The 16,247-nt window shown below is 64.7% G+C and carries 17 protein-coding genes; 11 read left to right on the top strand and 6 right to left on the bottom strand.

The genetic code is table 11. The features are described 5' to 3' along the window. Nucleotides 1-186: 186 nt before the first annotated feature. On the top strand, nucleotides 187-654 hold the full coding sequence (locus tag BAUR9175_RS02175; RefSeq protein ID WP_240517979.1) for a VanZ family protein: 468 nt from the start codon (nucleotides 187-189) through the stop codon (nucleotides 652-654). Nucleotides 655-674: 20 nt separating this feature from the next. On the opposite strand, the gene BAUR9175_RS02170 is transcribed toward BAUR9175_RS02175, so the two are convergent. Then, complete coding sequence (locus tag BAUR9175_RS02170; RefSeq protein ID WP_096160108.1) at nucleotides 675-1,163, bottom strand: MarR family winged helix-turn-helix transcriptional regulator; 489 nt, start codon at nucleotides 1,161-1,163, stop codon at nucleotides 675-677. Between the two features lie 73 nt (nucleotides 1,164-1,236). On the opposite strand from BAUR9175_RS02170, the gene BAUR9175_RS02165 reads away from it, so the two are divergent. Then, nucleotides 1,237-1,605, top strand: a complete 369-nt coding sequence (locus BAUR9175_RS02165; RefSeq protein ID WP_101582890.1) for a VOC family protein — start codon at nucleotides 1,237-1,239, stop codon at nucleotides 1,603-1,605. Between the two features lie 66 nt (nucleotides 1,606-1,671). On the opposite strand, the gene BAUR9175_RS02160 is transcribed toward BAUR9175_RS02165, so the two are convergent. From BAUR9175_RS02160 to BAUR9175_RS02145, 4 genes are all read right to left on the bottom strand, one after another. Continuing rightward, nucleotides 1,672-2,103: a YdeI/OmpD-associated family protein gene (locus tag BAUR9175_RS02160; protein ID WP_101582841.1), complete on the bottom strand. Its 432-nt coding sequence runs from the start codon at nucleotides 2,101-2,103 to the stop codon at nucleotides 1,672-1,674. Between the two features lie 86 nt (nucleotides 2,104-2,189). After that, nucleotides 2,190-3,272, bottom strand: coding sequence for a methyltransferase family protein (locus BAUR9175_RS02155; RefSeq protein ID WP_096146201.1), 1,083 nt, complete (start codon nucleotides 3,270-3,272; stop codon nucleotides 2,190-2,192). Next, a complete protein-coding gene (locus BAUR9175_RS02150) occupies nucleotides 3,269-4,108 on the bottom strand; it encodes a PhzF family phenazine biosynthesis protein (RefSeq protein WP_009884721.1) in 840 nt (279 codons plus the stop codon). The genes BAUR9175_RS02155 and BAUR9175_RS02150 overlap by 4 nt, the downstream gene beginning before the upstream one ends. A gap of 115 nt (nucleotides 4,109-4,223) precedes the next feature. After that, a complete protein-coding gene (locus BAUR9175_RS02145; RefSeq protein WP_009884722.1) occupies nucleotides 4,224-5,414 on the bottom strand; it encodes an ROK family transcriptional regulator in 1,191 nt (396 codons plus the stop codon). 109 nt (nucleotides 5,415-5,523) lie between these two features. Between BAUR9175_RS02145 and BAUR9175_RS02140 the strand changes: the two genes are divergently transcribed. From BAUR9175_RS02140 to BAUR9175_RS02110, 7 genes are read left to right on the top strand one after another with little or no spacing between them, the layout of a single operon-like run. Beyond that, a complete protein-coding gene (locus BAUR9175_RS02140) occupies nucleotides 5,524-6,624 on the top strand; it encodes a Gfo/Idh/MocA family protein (protein ID WP_101582888.1) in 1,101 nt (366 codons plus the stop codon). Beyond that, nucleotides 6,621-8,162, top strand: coding sequence for a sugar ABC transporter ATP-binding protein (locus tag BAUR9175_RS02135; RefSeq protein WP_101582838.1), 1,542 nt, complete (start codon nucleotides 6,621-6,623; stop codon nucleotides 8,160-8,162). The genes BAUR9175_RS02140 and BAUR9175_RS02135 overlap by 4 nt, the downstream gene beginning before the upstream one ends. Then, the gene (locus BAUR9175_RS02130; protein ID WP_069599143.1) at nucleotides 8,159-9,253 is read left to right on the top strand and encodes an ABC transporter permease; all 1,095 of its coding nucleotides are present in this window, start codon (nucleotides 8,159-8,161) and stop codon (nucleotides 9,251-9,253) included. The genes BAUR9175_RS02135 and BAUR9175_RS02130 overlap by 4 nt, the downstream gene beginning before the upstream one ends. Continuing rightward, nucleotides 9,250-10,416, top strand: a complete 1,167-nt coding sequence (locus tag BAUR9175_RS02125; RefSeq protein ID WP_101582835.1) for an ABC transporter permease — start codon at nucleotides 9,250-9,252, stop codon at nucleotides 10,414-10,416. The genes BAUR9175_RS02130 and BAUR9175_RS02125 overlap by 4 nt, the downstream gene beginning before the upstream one ends. A 16-nt stretch (nucleotides 10,417-10,432) precedes the next feature. Beyond that, nucleotides 10,433-11,644, top strand: a complete 1,212-nt coding sequence (locus BAUR9175_RS02120; RefSeq protein ID WP_101582885.1) for a substrate-binding domain-containing protein — start codon at nucleotides 10,433-10,435, stop codon at nucleotides 11,642-11,644. A gap of 15 nt (nucleotides 11,645-11,659) precedes the next feature. Then, complete coding sequence (locus BAUR9175_RS02115) at nucleotides 11,660-12,658, top strand: sugar phosphate isomerase/epimerase family protein (RefSeq protein ID WP_069599145.1); 999 nt, start codon at nucleotides 11,660-11,662, stop codon at nucleotides 12,656-12,658. Continuing rightward, a complete protein-coding gene (locus tag BAUR9175_RS02110; protein WP_096146206.1) occupies nucleotides 12,655-13,668 on the top strand; it encodes a sugar phosphate isomerase/epimerase family protein in 1,014 nt (337 codons plus the stop codon). The genes BAUR9175_RS02115 and BAUR9175_RS02110 overlap by 4 nt, the downstream gene beginning before the upstream one ends. A 75-nt stretch (nucleotides 13,669-13,743) precedes the next feature. Here BAUR9175_RS02110 and BAUR9175_RS02105 read toward each other — a convergent pair whose 3' ends face one another. After that, nucleotides 13,744-14,424 (bottom strand): LysE family translocator, encoded by a 681-nt coding sequence (locus BAUR9175_RS02105; protein WP_009884730.1) that lies wholly within the window; start codon nucleotides 14,422-14,424, stop codon nucleotides 13,744-13,746. A gap of 236 nt (nucleotides 14,425-14,660) precedes the next feature. On the opposite strand from BAUR9175_RS02105, the gene BAUR9175_RS02100 reads away from it, so the two are divergent. Together BAUR9175_RS02100 and BAUR9175_RS02095 are read left to right on the top strand one after the other, a co-directional pair. After that, nucleotides 14,661-15,410 carry a M50 family metallopeptidase gene (locus BAUR9175_RS02100; protein ID WP_069599147.1) on the top strand — a complete coding sequence of 250 codons (750 nt, stop codon included), beginning with the start codon at nucleotides 14,661-14,663 and terminating at the stop codon, nucleotides 15,408-15,410. Between the two features lie 64 nt (nucleotides 15,411-15,474). Then, nucleotides 15,475-16,152, top strand: a complete 678-nt coding sequence (locus BAUR9175_RS02095) for an HAD family hydrolase (RefSeq protein ID WP_096168382.1) — start codon at nucleotides 15,475-15,477, stop codon at nucleotides 16,150-16,152. Nucleotides 16,153-16,247: the final 95 nt, after the last annotated feature.

Genomic DNA, 16,247 nt, shown 5'->3' with positions numbered 1-16,247 from the left:
CCGACGATCTATGTGACCGTCTGGTGAGGTTCAGGGGCCGTTTCGCTGAAGCAGCGAGGCGGCCCCTCGTCATGGGTTCGATCGGCAGTCGTGTGCTCGATTTGCGAGCTGAACGGCTTATGAGCCGGGTTGCGGGATACCGCAATCCGGGCGCCGTCGTGGGGCATCGGCGGTAGTCTGAATCGCATGACGAGTGGGCAGAGACGAATGGGCGATATGCCCCTGGTGCTGCTGATCCTCTACACCGTCTTCATCGGCTTCATGACGCTGACTCCTTACCAGCTCGACGTCAGCCCAGAAGGTCCGATCGGCAGGCTGCTCCAGTTCTTCGCCGATCATCAGGTGACGTCATGGCTGACCTATACGCTCGTCGAGAAGCTGGCGAACGTCGCCATGTTCGTCCCGTTCGGGTTCCTGCTCGCCCTGCATATGGGGCGTAGGCGCTGGTGGGTCGGCTGGGCGGCGGGCGCGGCCTTCACCTGCCTGATCGAGGGAGCCCAGGTGACCCTGCTCTCGCCGACCCGCTTCGGTACGATCAGCGATCTCATCACGAACACGCTCGGAGCCGGGATCGGTGCCGTCCTCGCCCTTCTCATCATGGTTCTGCTGCCCGAGCGTGACGAACCGGAAGAGGTCGAGCGCGTCGTACGCTGAGGACGATCACCTCGACGACCTCAGCCCTCGTGTGGGCTTCTCGTGTCCTCGCTCTCGAGGGCTCCGATGCACAGATCGAGAGCCTCGCCGAGGTGGCCCTTCAGTTCCTCATCGAGCGAAGAGACCATGAGTGCCGAGATCCGTTCAACTCGTTCGACCGCCTGATCGAGGGCCTTGCCTCCCTCCGCGGTCAGGGTCGTCGGCAGAGCTCTGCCGGTTTCGGCCTTCGTTGCTCTCGTCACCAGGCCACGATCCTGCAGGCCCTTCAGCAGCGTATTCATCGTCTGTCGCGTGACGAAGGCGCCGCGAGCAAGTTCCGAGTTCGATGCGCCCGGGGCTCGGCGCAGCAGTTCGAGGCAGGCGTACTGCGGCGTTGAGAGTCCCAGGGGCCGTAGCGTCTCGTCCATGCGTGAGCGCAGCACCGACTGCAGGTGCTTGAGCTGATATCCGATCATCGCCTCCAGCGCCTGGGGTGATTGGGACTGCTGCGACTGCATCTCTTGACTCATGTAAGTATTCTGACATACATTGGTTATGTCAGAACACTGACATGCAACTGAATGGCAAGAGATGGGAACGATCATGACTGTGACAGGACCGGATTTCCTCGCACTGCAGGTGCGAGACCTGGAGAAGTCGGCCGAATTCTACGAGCAGACGATCGGGCTGCCGCGGGCGCCTGCGGGGCCACCCGGAGCGGTGGTCTTCGCGACATCGCCGATACCGTTCGCCGTGCGTGAGCCATTGCCCGACGTCGATCTCGACTCCATCGATCGTCCCGGCACCGGGGTGGCGCTGTGGTTCAACTGCGATGATTCACAGGCGCTGCACGACAGCCTCGTCGCGGCCGGTGTGGAGATTCTGCGGGGACCAGCGCCGAGTCCCTTCGGCCTGACGTTCACCTTCGTCGATCCCGATGGCTATGCGGTGACGATGCACGACGCGGGCTGAGTCTGCGAGGCAGGACATTTCGAGGCCGGACAGACTCGGGAGTGCCGATCAGTCAGCGGAGGGTGTTCATCCCAGGGAGTCGACGATCTTCGCGATCCGACGCTCCCGTGTGGCCTCGGCCTTGGCCGATTCGACCTGCCGCACATGCTCCTTGCGCTTCGACGGAGCCAGCCCATCGAAGACCTCACGGACACCGGCAGTGCCGAGCGCCTCGGCGAGGTCATCGGGAACCGGAGTCTCGCGGGACGAGGTGTCGTGGGTCAGCGTGACTTCATGAGTCTCGCCGCCGGAGACACCGCTCGCCTCGCGATGCTCTTTGGCCAACGGCAGCAGGAGCTTCCCACCCATCACCGCAGTGGTCGAGGGGTAGGAGTACCCGGCGATCGTGACGATGACCGGGACCCGCTTGCCGACTCCGAAGCCGAGCACGATGTCCTCGGGCACCTCGATGCCGACGTTGTTGCCCAGCTGCAGGAGAGTTGTGCTGAAGGTGACCATGGCCGAATCCTACTCCGGTCCTGGCCGAATCCTACTCCGGTCATGGCCGAATCTTACTCCGGTCCTGGCCGGGCCGGGCACGAGCTCTAGGAGTTGTCGCGCTTGGCGCGGGCTCCGTCGGCGTTGGCATCGTCGGCGCGACCCTCAGCGACCGCGGCCTCATCCTCGTTCTCGTCGCGATCCTCATCGTCATAGTCCTCGTCGGACTGTGAGAACGTCGGAATCCAGCAGGAGACTCGAGCGGCGTACTCGTCGTACTCGGCGCCGAAGCGCTGACGCAGGTCGGCCTCCTCGTGCGGACGGATCAGCCAGTTCCACAGCAGCGAACCGACGATGGCGTAGACGATGACCAACCACGAACCGATGAAGAGTCCGATCGCCACGCCCTGGACGATGCCGGCGATGGCCATCGGATTGCGCACGAAGGCGTAGGGTCCCCGCTGGACGAAATGGTGGGCCATCGCGGAAGGCAGCGGAGTACCGGAACCGAAGTTCGCGATCGCCCGTGCGGACCACACGCCGAGGACGGTGCCGAAGGCGAGAAGGGCGAAGCCGGCGACGATCACGAGGATCGGGAACTTCACGGACAGGTCCCAGCGTTCCTCGAACGCATTGATGATCGCAGGAATGACGATGAGGAAGACTCCCCAGAAGACCATGATCTGGATCGTGGTTCTGATCAGGAGCTGCGACCTCACGCGTGTGTGAGAGCTGCGGAAGGCGAACGGGCCGGTGACGAGACGCTCGGACGGGATCCTGCCGAGGATCATGAGTGTCCCGGCGATGAGGCTGCCGACCGTGGCCAACACCATGAGGACGGCGCCCAGCCCACCCTCGGTGGTGACGGTGGCGTAGATGACCATGAAGACGGCGACGAGGGTGGTCCAGGCGACGGCTCCCCACACGGCCCACCGGAAGTTGAGTGCTGCCAGGGCGGAGCCGATGACGAAGAGCGGGATGTGGATGGCGGAGACGAGCAGCGGATTGAGGCCGCCGAGCGTCGCATCGCGCAGTCCCGGAAGATTGATGATCCCGAGCCACCAGGCAGCCCCGGCGAGAGCCTGCAGGGCGAAGTAGATGCGGCCGTGGAAGATCCGCAGGGGCTTGTCCGGGGCATTGCGCTTGTTGTGCCTGATCCCGGTGACCGGCTTCTTCTCTGTTTGGCTCATGCGAATGCCGTCCCTTTGAAGCATACGGTCGTGGGTCCGCCGACCCAGACCTCATCGTCCTCGTGGGAGATCGAGATGACTCCGGCTCGTCCCAGCGCTGTGCCCTGAGTGGCGGTGTACTTTTCCGGGGCCAGGCCGGATTTGATGAGCCACTGCGCGACCGAGGCATTGAGGCTGCCCGTCACGGGATCCTCGCCGATGGCCGTGCCGGGGACGAACGCCCGGATCTCATACTCGTGGGCGCTGTCGTCGGGGTGTGGGCCGAGGACGCCGAGCTTGGTGTCGGGGATCTGCGAGAAGTCGGGCTCGAGGTCGAGGACCTGCTGCGCGCTCGCGAGTCTGACTGCGGCCCAGCCGGGGCCGTTGTCGACCCATTGGTGACCGAGGATCTCGGTGCGCTCGACGTGGAGGGCGGCGGCGATCTGCTCGACGAAGTCTTCGTCGAGGTCACCGGAGCGGATCGGTTCGGGAGCGGCGAAGGACAGGGTCTGGTCACCTCGGCGCAGGGTGACGAGTCCGAGCCCGCACTCCTGGACGATGGTCCCCTCGTTGCGAGGGACGCCTCCGGCTTCCAGCCAGGCCGCCGCCGATCCGAGGGTGGGGTGGCCGGCGAAGGGGAGTTCGCGGGCGGGGGTGAAGATCCGCAGGCGGTAGTCGGCGTCGGGATTCGTCGGAGGGAGGACGAACGTCGTCTCGGACAGGTTCGTCCAGTTCGCGATCCGGGCCATGTCGGTCTCGCTCAGTCCCTCGGCGTCGAGGATGACCGCGACGGGGTTGCCGCGGTAGGGATCCGCGGAGAAGACGTCGACTTGGGCGAATGCTCGATTATGGGGCAAGTGGGGGACTCCTTCATAGAAAGGGCGCCGCTGTTTGGGGGTGCGCACTTCCTATGATAATGGTGCGAGCTCGCAGATCAGTCACCTGGGACGCTAAGGGCGTGTGGGACGTTCCTCACTGCCGGGACAGGGCGGCGGCGATGCGTTCGGGTGACAGTGCCGCGTCGATGGCCAGATGAGCCGCTCCCAGGATGGCGGCATTGCCCGCCGCATTCGATGGCGCGATCGTGAGATGTTCGGTCGAAAGCGGGATCGACCGTGCGTAGACGACCTCTCGGACGCCGGCGACGAGGTGCTCTGCCGCCTGCGCCATGGCGCCGCCGATGAGGATGAGCGAAGGATTCATGAGACTCACGCACGTGGTCAGCACCTCACCGAGGTCTCGGCCGGCTTGGCGGACGGCCTGTATCGCCTGCAGGTCACCGGCCTTGACGAGCCGGATCACATCGCCGGGCGTTCTGGCCTCGAGCCCGGCCCGGGAGAGTTCGCGGGCGATCGATCTGCCGGAGGCCACAGCCTCCAGGCACCCGCGATTGCCGCAGGCGCAGGGAATGCCCGCGGCCCGGGGCAGGGCGACGTGGCCGATGTCGCCCGCGGCGCCATGCGAGCCGCGACGCAGCGAGCCGCCGGAGATGATGCCGGCGCCGATTCCCGTGGCAACCTTGACGAAGATGAGATCCGTGGTCTCCGGCCAGGCAGAGGTCTGCTCGCCGAGGGCCATGATGTTGACGTCGTTGTCGACGAGAACCGGGGCGGAGAAGGTCTGCTTGAGGGCACCGGGCAGATCGAAGCGATCCCAGCCGGGCATGATCGGCGGATTGATCGGGCGCCCGGTGGAGAACTCGACCGGTCCGGGCAGGCCGATGCCCACCCCGACCACGTCGTCGGCACTGCGATCGGCTTCGGTGAGCAGGGACAGGGCCGAAGATCTCAGCCACTCGATGGCACTGACTGGGCCGTCGGAGATCTCGCGTTCCTCGCCGAGCTCCGCCAGGACGGTGCCGGTCAGGTCCGTCACGGCCAGGCGGGCGTGAGAGGCGCCGAAGTCCGCGGCGACGACGACCCTGGCCTGGGGATTGAACGCGAACTGCGAGCTGGGCCGACCACCGGTCGAGGCGGCGTCACTGACGGGAGTGATGAGTCCGAGGCCCAGGAGCTGGTCGATCCTCTGCGCGATGGTGGGACGTGAGAGGCCGGTCGACTTCGCCAGATCGGCCCGAGTTCGCGGCAGTCCGTCGCGCAGCAGCTGGAACAGCCCGCCGGCATGCGACAGATCGAGGGCGTGCGAAACGGTCACCTGGCTCATTCCCTCAGTAAAGCACATTCGGTAAAGGGGATTATCAGAAGGTGACGATTGACTACAGACTTTTAAAAAGTACTTGACAAAAGTGGTGAAGCCGACATCAGAATGGGTCATGGACACCGTTGCCCAGACCTTCGCCCCTCCACCTCGAATCGGGATGGTGGGTGGTGGCTTCATGGCCCGCACGCACACTCGGGCCGCCCGCGCCGCCGGAGCTCAGCTTCGCGTGATCGCGACCTCGAGCGCAGCCGGCAGTCGAAGAGCCGCAGCTGAACTCGGTTACGAGGCGGCCGCGAACGGCGAGGATCTCTTCGACCACGATCTCGATGTCGTCCACGTCTGCACCCCGAACAGCACCCACGCCGAACACTCGCTGCGCGCCCTGGACGCGGGCTCGAACATCATCTGCGAGAAGCCCCTGGCCACCGATGCCTCCGCTGCGGCCGCCATCCGCGACCGGGCGAAATCACTCGGATTGGGCGGAACCGTTCCGTTCGTCTACCGCTATCATCCGATGGTCCGCGAGGCCCGCGCCCGAATTCGCCGAGGAGACGCCGGAACACTGCTGACCGTCGACGCAAGCTACCTCCAGGACTGGCTGCTGAGCGCCGAGGACGAGAACTGGCGCGTCGATGCCAGCTCCGGAGGACCCTCCCGAGCCTTCGCCGACATCGGCTCCCACCTCGTCGACCTCATCGAATTCATCACCGGCGAACACATCATGTCCGTGGTCGCGACGACGAGAACCGTTCACCCTCGCCGAGGCGGTGCCGAGGTGACCACCGAGGACACCGTTGCGATGACGGTCGAGCTCAGCGGCGGCGGCATCGGATCGATCCTGATCTCCCAGCTCGCACCGGGACGCAAGAATCGACTCGTCATCGAGGTCGGCGGTTCGAAGGAGAGCCTGCGGTTCGCCCAGGAGCAGCCGGAGCAGCTGTGGGTCGGTCGCCGCGTGGGCAGTCAGCTCCTCGATCGTGACCCGGACGCGCTGTCTCCCGACGCCGCTCGGCTGTGCACGGTTCCGCCCGGTCATCCGCAGGGTTATCAGGACGCGTTCAACGCGTTCATCGCCGACTCCTACGCTGTCTTCGCCGGTGAGGTGCGCGAGGGCGTGCCGGCTCTCGACGACGGTGTGCGCGCGGCGCTCGTGACTGAAGCCGTACTCAAATCAGCGGCTGAACGTTCCTGGGTCGAGGTCGAAGCGCGATGACCCAGGCAGCGGTGCTCAGCGCCACAGGGATCCGCAAGCAGTTCTTCGGAGTCGAAGTCCTGCACGACATCTCGCTCGAGGTGCGCGCCGGCACGGTCCACGGCCTCGTCGGGGAGAACGGAGCCGGAAAGTCCACCCTGATGAAGATCATCGCCGGCGTCCACCGCAGAGATGGCGGCGAGGTACGCATCGATGGGCAGGTCGTCGACTTCTCCCATCCCGTCGATGCCGGCAAGGCAGGCGTGGCCACGGTCTTCCAGGAATTCAATCTGCTGCCCGACCGCACCGTGGCGCAGAACGTGTTCTTAGGCAGGGAACCCCGACGCCGTGGTCTCGTCGATGTGGCCACGATGCGAGCCAAGACGCAGACCCTGCTCGATGACCTCGACGTGGAGGGAATCACCCCCGATGCGAAGGTCGGCTGGCTGACCGTGGCCGAACAGCAGATCGTCGAGATCATCAAAGCACTCTCCGTCGATGCCCGGGTGATCTCCATGGACGAACCCACCGCGGCGCTGTCGGACAACGAGGTCGCAGTCCTCTACCGGGTCATCGAGACTCTCAAATCCAAGGGCGTGGCGATCATCTACGTCTCGCACCGACTGCAGGAGGTCTTCGACCTCTGCGACACGATCACCGTGATGAAGGACGGTGCTCTCGTCACCAGTCAACCGGCGTCCCAGATGGATCAGGCGGGGCTCGTGCGCGCCATGGTCGGCAGGCCCATCAGCACGTTCTTTCCCGAGGCCGAGACGGGAACGGAGATCGGTGACACCGTTCTCTCGGTGACCGGCGGAGGCAACGAACAGCTTGACGGCATCACCCTCGACCTTCGTGCCGGTGAGATCCTCGGACTCGCGGGACTGCAGGGATCCGGCCGCTCGGAGCTGCTGTCCGCGATCTTCGGCGCCGAGCCCTTCACTCGTGGCCAGGTGCGCCTCGACGGTGAGGCAGTGCGTATCGCCACCGCCAGGCAAGGTGTCCGGCGCGGTCTGGCTCTGGTCACAGAGGACCGCAAGGGCACTGGCCTGGTGCTCTCCCAATCCATTCTCGATAATGCACTGCTGGCGATCCGCGCAGTCTTCCCCTCCCGCACCTCCGGGATGCGTGCGAAGATCCCCGGGATCCTCGAATCCCTCGAGGTGATCAGCCGCGGTGCGGATCAGGAGGTCAGGGCTCTGTCGGGAGGCAACCAGCAGAAGGTCGTGCTGGCCAAGTGGCTGGCCACCTCGCCACGCGTGGTGCTGCTCGATGAGCCGACTCGAGGAATCGACGTCGGCGCCAAGGTCGCCGTCTACCGTCTGATCCGCAGTCTCGCTCGCCGAGGTGTCGCGATCCTTCTCGTCTCCAGTGAGCTTCCCGAGGTGCTGGGCATGTCTGATCGGGTTCTTGTCATGGCAGATGGTCGCATCGCCGGGGAGCTTCCCCCGAGTTCGACCGAGGAAGAGGTGCTGGCCCTGGCCACGGGAACCGAGGCCCAGGTGGTCAGTGACGATGGGCTGGTTGATGACGATGGGCGGAAGGTGGGGGAGCGATGAGGACACAGCTGCGTCGCCTCGATACGACGGCCCTTGTCTACCTCGCGCTCGTCGGCGTGCTCATCATCGGTGCCGTGCTCGTCGCCACGACCGGTCGCAACTTCTTCAGCCCCGGCAACATCCGCGACATTCTCACCGGGATGAGCGTGTTGGGATTCGTCGCCATCGGACAGACCCTGGTGATCCTCGGCGCCTCCCTGGATCTCTCGGTTCCCTATGTGATGAGCCTGGCCAGTCTGATCGCGGCGCAGACGATGAACGGCAGCGATGCGATGGTGCTGCCCGCGGTGCTGCTGACGCTCGTGGTCACGGCCTGCATCGGTCTGGCCAACGGTCTCATCGTCACCGTCCTCGGAGTTCACGGATTCGTTGCGACCCTTGGGGTCGGACTCATGCTCAAGGGATATCTGGATACGAACTACCAGGGCACCGAAGGCAGCGTTCCCTGGTCCTTCCAACTCTTCGGCGCCACCGGCGTGGGCCCCGTGCCGATCTCGACGATCGTCATGCTCGCCTTGGCCGGGCTGGTGGCATTCATCCTGGTCAGAACCAGTTTCGGGCATCATCTCTTCGCTGTGGGCGGCAACTCGGAGGTCGCTCGACTCTCCGGTGTCCGGCAGCGTCTGCCTCTCATCGGCGCCCATATCGGCAGCTCCGTATTCGCGGGACTGGCGGGTCTGCTGCTGGCCAGCCGCCTGGGTGTGGGCAGCCCGACCGTCGGCTCACAGGGCAGCTACGACCTGCTCTCGATCGCGGCAGTCGTCCTCGGCGGAACGGTTCTCATGGGCGGACGCGGCTCGATCTGGGGCACCATCGGCGGCGTCGCCATCTTCGCCGTCCTCGATAATCTCATGAGCGTCATGCAGTTCAACCCCTTCCTCAAGGACGTCATCCGCGGACTCGTCATCATCATCGCCGTGGCGCTCTATGCTCGCCGCAGAGTCATCGCCCGCAGAATCCGCTTCGCTGATGTGCCCACGGGGCCCAATATCGCGGCAGGGTCCGAACCCGCTCCGGAGTCCGCTTCGGCGGCGATCGGCGGTCCACGGGAAACCGGCGCGCGAAGCGACCAGGAAGGGAGCCTGGGATGAATTCGAGAACTCCCGAGACCCACCTCGGCGATGGGGGACTTCGTCGACTGATCGAGCGAATCGCGGATCCGCGCGGCGCCGTGGTCGTCCTCCTCATCGTGATTCTGATCGCCATCGTCGTCCTCAATCCGAGCTTCGCTGAACCAGGGGCGCTCATGCGCTTCATTCAGCGGGTCTCGCCGGTCGCGATCGTCGCCATCGGCCAGTACTTCGTCATCGTCAGCGGTGAGTTCGACCTGTCGATGGGTGCAGTGGTCACGGCGCAGGTGATGACCGCGGGCCATCTCATCGGCGAGGACGACTCGAAGACGGTGCCGGTGCTCATCATCATGCTCGTCATCGGCGTCGTGGTCGGCATCGTCAACGGGCTGGCAACGACGCTGCTCAAGGTCCCCTCATTCATCGTCACCCTCGGCACGATGCTCGTCATCCACGGGGCGGTCATGTGGTGGACGGGAGGAGCGGCGACGGGCAACCCCGCCGAATCCTTCCGACAGCTGGGCCGCGGAGGAATCGAGGGGATACCGGTCCTTGGCCTCCTGCCCTACGCCGTCCTCATACTGATCGCGGCGATCGTGTTCGCCGTCTGGATCTCACGGAGGCCATTCGGCAGGACCGTGGTCGCCATCGGCGACAACGCCCAGGCGGTGTCCTTCGCCGGCGCGAACGTGTGGAGGACGAAGACTTTGGCCTTCGTTCTGTCCTCTCTCGCCGCCACGGTGGCCGGGGTGCTCCTCGCCGGTTATGCCGGCGTCCATCCCTCGGTCGGTCAGGGCTACGAGTTCACGGCGATCACGGCAGTGGTCCTGGGCGGAGTCGTCCTCGGCGGCGGTCGGGGGACCGTCATCGGGGCACTTATCGGAGCTTTCACCCTCGAGTCCCTGTTCACGCTGCTCAACTTCACCTCGGTGCCGGCGACGATGCGTGATGCGATCCAGGGAGCCATCATCATCGCGGCAGTCGCGTACTCCGGTGTCGTGTTCGCGAAGAAGCGCAAACGACCGACCACCTCGGCGGATTCCACCTCAGCGTCCGACCCAACTGACCCGACCGACCCAACCGACCCGGCAGGCTCAACCGAGCCGCGGGACCCAAGCACAACCTCGGCGGAGGCATCTTCGCCGATCCAACTCACCGGCGGCGACGATGCCGCACGGAAATGACAAGGGAGATTACATCATGAAACGAGGACTGAGGAGCGCGCTCGGCATTGCCAGTGCCGCCGCTCTCATCGCATTGGCGGGGTGCACCACCGACCCGTCCGTGGAACCGGCGGACGAAGGAGACGGGGCGCAGGAGGAAGCGCCGGCCGAGGAATGGTTCGACCAGAAGGTCTATGACCAGCAGTTCAAGCAGCGTGAAGTCGTCCCGGACGGTCCGGAGGACAAGCCCTACCTGCAGATGATCAACCCGAAGATGGGGGACACCTCGGAGTTCAAATCCGATGGCGGGAACAAGATGTGCTTCGCCAACGCCTCGATCTCCAACCCCTGGCGCCAGACCGGGTGGATTTCGATGAACGAGCAGCTCAAGGAGCTGAAGAAGGACGGCGTCATCACCGAGATGGAGACCCGTGATGCCCAGGACAACGATGATACGCAGATCGCGGACATCGACTACTTCATCTCCGAGGGCGACTGCGACGGCTTCATCATCTCCCCGAACTCGACGGCCGCGATCACGCCGGCGGTCGAGCGTGCGTGCAAGACCGACAAACCCGTCATCGTCTTCGACCGCGGAGTCGAAACCGACTGCGCCGTGACGTTCATCCATCCCATCGGCGGCTTCGCCTGGGGCATCGACACCTCGCAGTTCCTCATCGACAACCTCAGCGAAGGCGACAAGGTCGTGGCCCTGCGGATCCTGCCCGGCGTCGACGTGCTCGAACAGCGTTGGGCAGCAGCGGACAAACTCTTCGGTGAGGCCGGAATCGAAGTCGTCGACTACTTCACCGAGGGCGATCCGGCAGAGATCAAGAAGGTCGTCTCCGATGAGCTCGCCAAGGGCGACGTCCAGGGCATCTGGATGGATGCGGGCGACGGTGCCGTGTCCGCCATCGAAGCGTTCGAAGACGCAGGCAAGGACTATCCGGTGATGACCGGAGAGGACGAGCTGAGCTTCCTGCGGAAGTGGAAGGACACCGAGATGACCGCACTGGCTCCCGTCTACTCGAACTTCCAGTGGCGGACCCCGCTGCTGGCCGCGGAGAAGATCTTCAAGGGCGAGGAAGTCCCGACCGAATGGGTGCTGCCGCAGAGTCCGATCACGGCCGAGGACCTCGATGACTACCTTGACCGCACCAAGGGCATGCCCGATGGCCACTATGCGAAGTTCGGCGGCGAGGACATGGCCGGATTCCCGCAGGTGTGGCAGGACCGAGTCATCCCCTGATCGGGGAGTGAAGTCATGACCGACGGTAGCGGAAGCACGGGCATCGTTCGCGAGATCGGGGTCAACACCTGGGTGTGGACCTCGCCGCTGACGACGCAGCACCTCGGCGATCTGGCGGACCGAGCCCGACGATTCGGGTTCGGTCTGTTGGAGTTGCCCGTGGAGAACCCGGATGACTGGGACCCGGCCACCGCCGCCGAGGTGCTGGCTGGGTATGGCATGGGTGCGCGGATCGTCGGAGCGATGGGTCCCGGTCGTGACCTCATCGACCCGCTGTATCGTGCCGATACCCAGGACTATCTCCGGCACTGCGTGGATGTGGCGCTCGCCGTGGGTTCACCCACCGTGGCCGGTCCGTTCACGGCCGCGACCGGGCGGGTGTGGCGGATGGATGCGGGCGAGCGGAGCCGGGTCGTGGAGACACTTCGGGAGGCGCTGCGCCCCGTTGCCGACTACGCCGCCGAACGCGGCGTGACCCTGGCGGTGGAACCTCTCAACCGGTACGAGACCAGCATCATCAATACGGTCGACCAAGCACTTGAGGCACTCGACCCCTTGTTGGATCGAGGCATCGGACTGGCGCTGGACAGCTATCACCTGAACATCGAGGAGCGCCCGCCTGCGGCCGCGATCAGAGCCGCCGGAGACCACTGCAAGGTCGTCCAAGTCTGCGGCAACGATCGGGGCCCGGTGGGCGGGGACCACACAGATTGGGACGCCTTCTTCGATGCCCTAGACGACATCGCCTACGCGGGACCTCTGACAGTGGAGAGCTTCACCGCCGACAACGACACCATCGCCGTGGCCGCCTCAATCTGGCGTCCGCTGGCACCGAGCCAAGACGAGCTCGCCCGGGCCAGTGCCGAATTCCTCACCGACCACCAACGACGCCGGGCTTCAGGTGCGGACGGGGACTCCGGCAAGGGTGGGGACTCCGTTGCGGACGGGGCTTTCGGTACGGACGGGGACTCGGCGGATTGGGCGGCGAAACGAACTGCGAAGGAGCAGCAATGACAGACTCATCTCATCCGGTCACCCTGTTTACGGGTCAGTGGGCCGATCTGCCGTTCGAGGAGGTCGCTCGACTGGCGGCCTCCTGGGGCTATGACGGGCTGGAGATCGCGTGTTCCGGTGACCACCTGGACCTCGCCAGAGCGGACGAGGACCCCGCCTACCTGCAGTCACGTCTCGATGTGCTCGATCGACACGGTCTCAAGGTCTGGGCGATCTCGAACCACCTCGCGGGCCAGGCCGTGTGCGATGATCCGATCGACTTCCGCCATCAGGCGATCGTGCGCGACTATGTCTGGGGCGACGGTGAAGCCGAAGGCGTGCGGCAACGGGCCGCCGAGGACATGAAGCGGGCGGCTCGAGTGGCCCGAAAGCTCGGTGTGGATACGGTCGTCGGGTTCACCGGGTCCAAGATCTGGCCGTATGTGGCGATGTTCCCACCAGTTCCGGCCGGGGTCATCGATGCCGGCTACGAGGACTTCGCCGATCGGTGGAATCCCATCCTCGATGTCTTCGACGGTGAAGGCGTGCGCTTCGCTCACGAGGTCCATCCCTCCGAGATCGCCTACGACTACTGGACGACCGTGCGCGCCCTGGAATCCATCGACCACCGGGAAGCCTTCGGTCTCAACTGGGACCCGAGCCACCTGCTGTGGCAGGGCCTGGACACCATCGGCTTCATCACCGACTTCGCCGACCGCATCTACCACGTCGACTGCAAAGACACACGACTTCGGCCTGCAAGCGGACGAAGCGGAATCCTCGGTTCACATCTTCCCTGGGGAGAACCTCGGCGAGGGTGGGACTTCGTGTCAACGGGGCACGGGGACATGCACTGGGAAGATGCGTTTCGAGCGCTGAGCTCGATCGGCTACACCGGGCCGATCTCCATCGAATGGGAGGATGCCGGGATGGATCGTCTCCATGGAGCCGCCGAGGCGGTCGTGCGGATCCGTGAACTGCTGTGGAAGCGGCCCGACACGTCCTTTGACGCCGCGTTCTCCAACCAGTGAGCGCGGATTCTCGAGCTAGTAGGCTCGATTTCTCGGGCCGGAGCGTCGAGCGATCTCGGATTGTTGGCTGGCGGACTACTGGCTGGCGAAGGCCAGCGTTCCGCCCAGGCCGATGAGCATGCCGCCGCCGATTCCACGGATGCGTGACATCCGCCTCGGCGAGCGAGCGAACCAGCTGCGCGCTGTCCCGGCGATGAAGGCCCAGGATCCGTCCGAGAACAGGGCGAGGCCTTGGAAGAGGAGGCCGAGGATGATCATCTGCAGCGGCACATGCCCGGCCTCGATCGAGACGAACTGGGGGAGGGCGGCGACGAAGAAGATGATCGTCTTCGGGTTCGAGATGCCGACGATGAAGCCCTGCATGAACATCGACCGGTAGCTGAGTTCGCGTCCGGCAGGAACGAACGATTCCACCTCGGCGTCGGCTTCTCGTGCCAGGGCTGGGTCTTCGGGCACCTCATTGCCGATCTTGCGATGCCGGATGCCCTGGACGCCTAAGTAGACGAGGTAGCCTGCGCCGAGGATCTTGACGATCGTGAAGATGACGACCGATTGGGCGACGATGGTGCCCACACCGAAGGCCACGGCCACGATGATCGGGATGATGCCGACGCTGCCGCCGAGCACGCTCGTCAGACCCGAACGTCGACCGTGTGAGAGTGACTGGCCGACGACGAAGAGCACAGTCGGCCCGGGGATCACGATGATGACGAGGGCTGCGGCGAGAAAGGCGAGAAGAGCGTCGGTGGTCGGCACAGAAGAATTCTATGAGCGCGGATGAAGCGCGGGTAAGAGACTGGCGCGGAGACTTCGATCACATGCCCTGATCTGGGTGGCTTGGCAGAGGGGATGACTCCTTTTAGGGGTGGCTCCGCGGACCCTGAAGATGCCACTCAGGGTCGGTTCATAGACTGGGCCGCTATGAACGAGCAATTGTCGGCTGCGGGTGATCAGGTGTCGGCAGCGGGAGAGGAATCGGCGGAGGTGCGTGCATGGATCTGAAGCAGGGTGTATCAACCTGGTGGGAAGCCATCACGGCCGGATTCGGACGTCAGGACGGCCTTGAACCCGACGCCGTTCAGCTGCTCCTCGTCATCGGAATCCCGCTGGTCGTCACGCTGACGCCCGGAATCTGGCGATTCTTCGGCATGTTCGTCACCTTTGTCCACGAGCTCGGCCACGCGTTCGCAGCCTTGATGACCGGTCGGGTCGTCAAGGGAATTTCGCTGAACTTCGACCACTCGGGGCAGATGAATTCCTTCGGCAAGGTCGGATTCTCTGCGACGTGGTCGGGTTTCTGGGGATATCCGGCACCCGGCGTCCTCGGATTGGTTCTCATCACCTCGGCGACTCAGGGGTGGGCTGCGTTGGCACTCTCGGTCGGTGCGCTCATTCTGCTGGTCGCGCTCATCTTCATCCGGAACCTCGCTGGTGCCATGATTGCGGTGGTCACAGCCGTGGCCGCGCAGCTCGTCGTCGTGTTCCTGCCGATCGAATCGATCTCAATCTTCGTCGCCGGCCTGGGAACAGCCTTGGCCATCGGCTCGCTCAAGGACCTCGTCAAGGTCATCCGCGTGCACACTCGCAGGCGCCACATCCAGCAGTCTGATGCCTACATCCTCGCCCAGGGCTCCAGCCTGCCCGCGGGTGCCTGGCTGAGTCTGTTCGCGCTGGTCATCATCGGCTGCGCGCTCTTCTCCGCCTACATCCTGTACTCGGCATCCACGATGTCGGTCGGCTGACTTCGGGCGGCGTGCGACCTAGGGCGAACGCTGTTGAGTCAGTACCGGGTGGCAGAATCAGAGTATGGATTCGAGCCCGAAATATGCTGCTGTGCTGTTCGACTGCGACGGAGTGCTCGTCGACTCCGAGCGTCTCACGAATACGGTTCTGTGGGAGATGCTCAACGAGCTGGGGTGGCAGATCTCGCGGGAGGAATGCATTTCCCGGTTCGTGGGGAAGATGCTCCGCGACGAGGCAGACGTCATCGAAAAGCACACTGGTGTGCGCATCGACGCTGAATGGCTGAGTCATTTTCGTGAGCGTCGCAATGTAGCGCTCGAGGCTTCGTTGGAAGCAATCCCTGGAATCGCCGAGGCGGTCCGTGACCTGGACGCTATCTATCCGGGCCTGCTCGCGTGCGCATCGAGCGCTGATCGTCCCAAGATCCACCTGCAACTGCAGAAGATCGGCCTCTTCGACGTCTTCGATGGCCGGATCTTCTCCGGAATGGAGCTGCCGCATTCGAAGCCGGCTCCGGACGTGTACTTGGCAGCGGCTGCCGCCCTGGGCGTCGACCCGACCGAGACCGCAGTGATCGAGGATTCGCCGACCGGTGTGACAGCGGGCGTTGCCGCGGGTGCACATGTGCTGGGGTTCTGTCCCGACTCGCCAGTGCACCAGCGGCCTGAGGCGTTGGAAGTCGTGGGTGCCCATGAGATCTTCACCGCGATGGACCAATTGCCGGGACTGTTGATTCGGTGAACTGTGACGGATCAACGGGCGGGCATTGGTGAGCGGTCGCGCATTGGTGAGCAGTCGGGTGTGGGGCGGATTGTCGCTATCTCTCTTTCTTCTCC

This window comes from Brevibacterium aurantiacum (assembly GCF_900169065.1).
Taxonomy (GTDB): Bacteria; Actinomycetota; Actinomycetes; order Actinomycetales; family Brevibacteriaceae; genus Brevibacterium; species Brevibacterium aurantiacum.
Note: the sequence above shows the minus strand (reverse complement) of the source record. Positions and strands in the feature narration are given on the sequence as shown.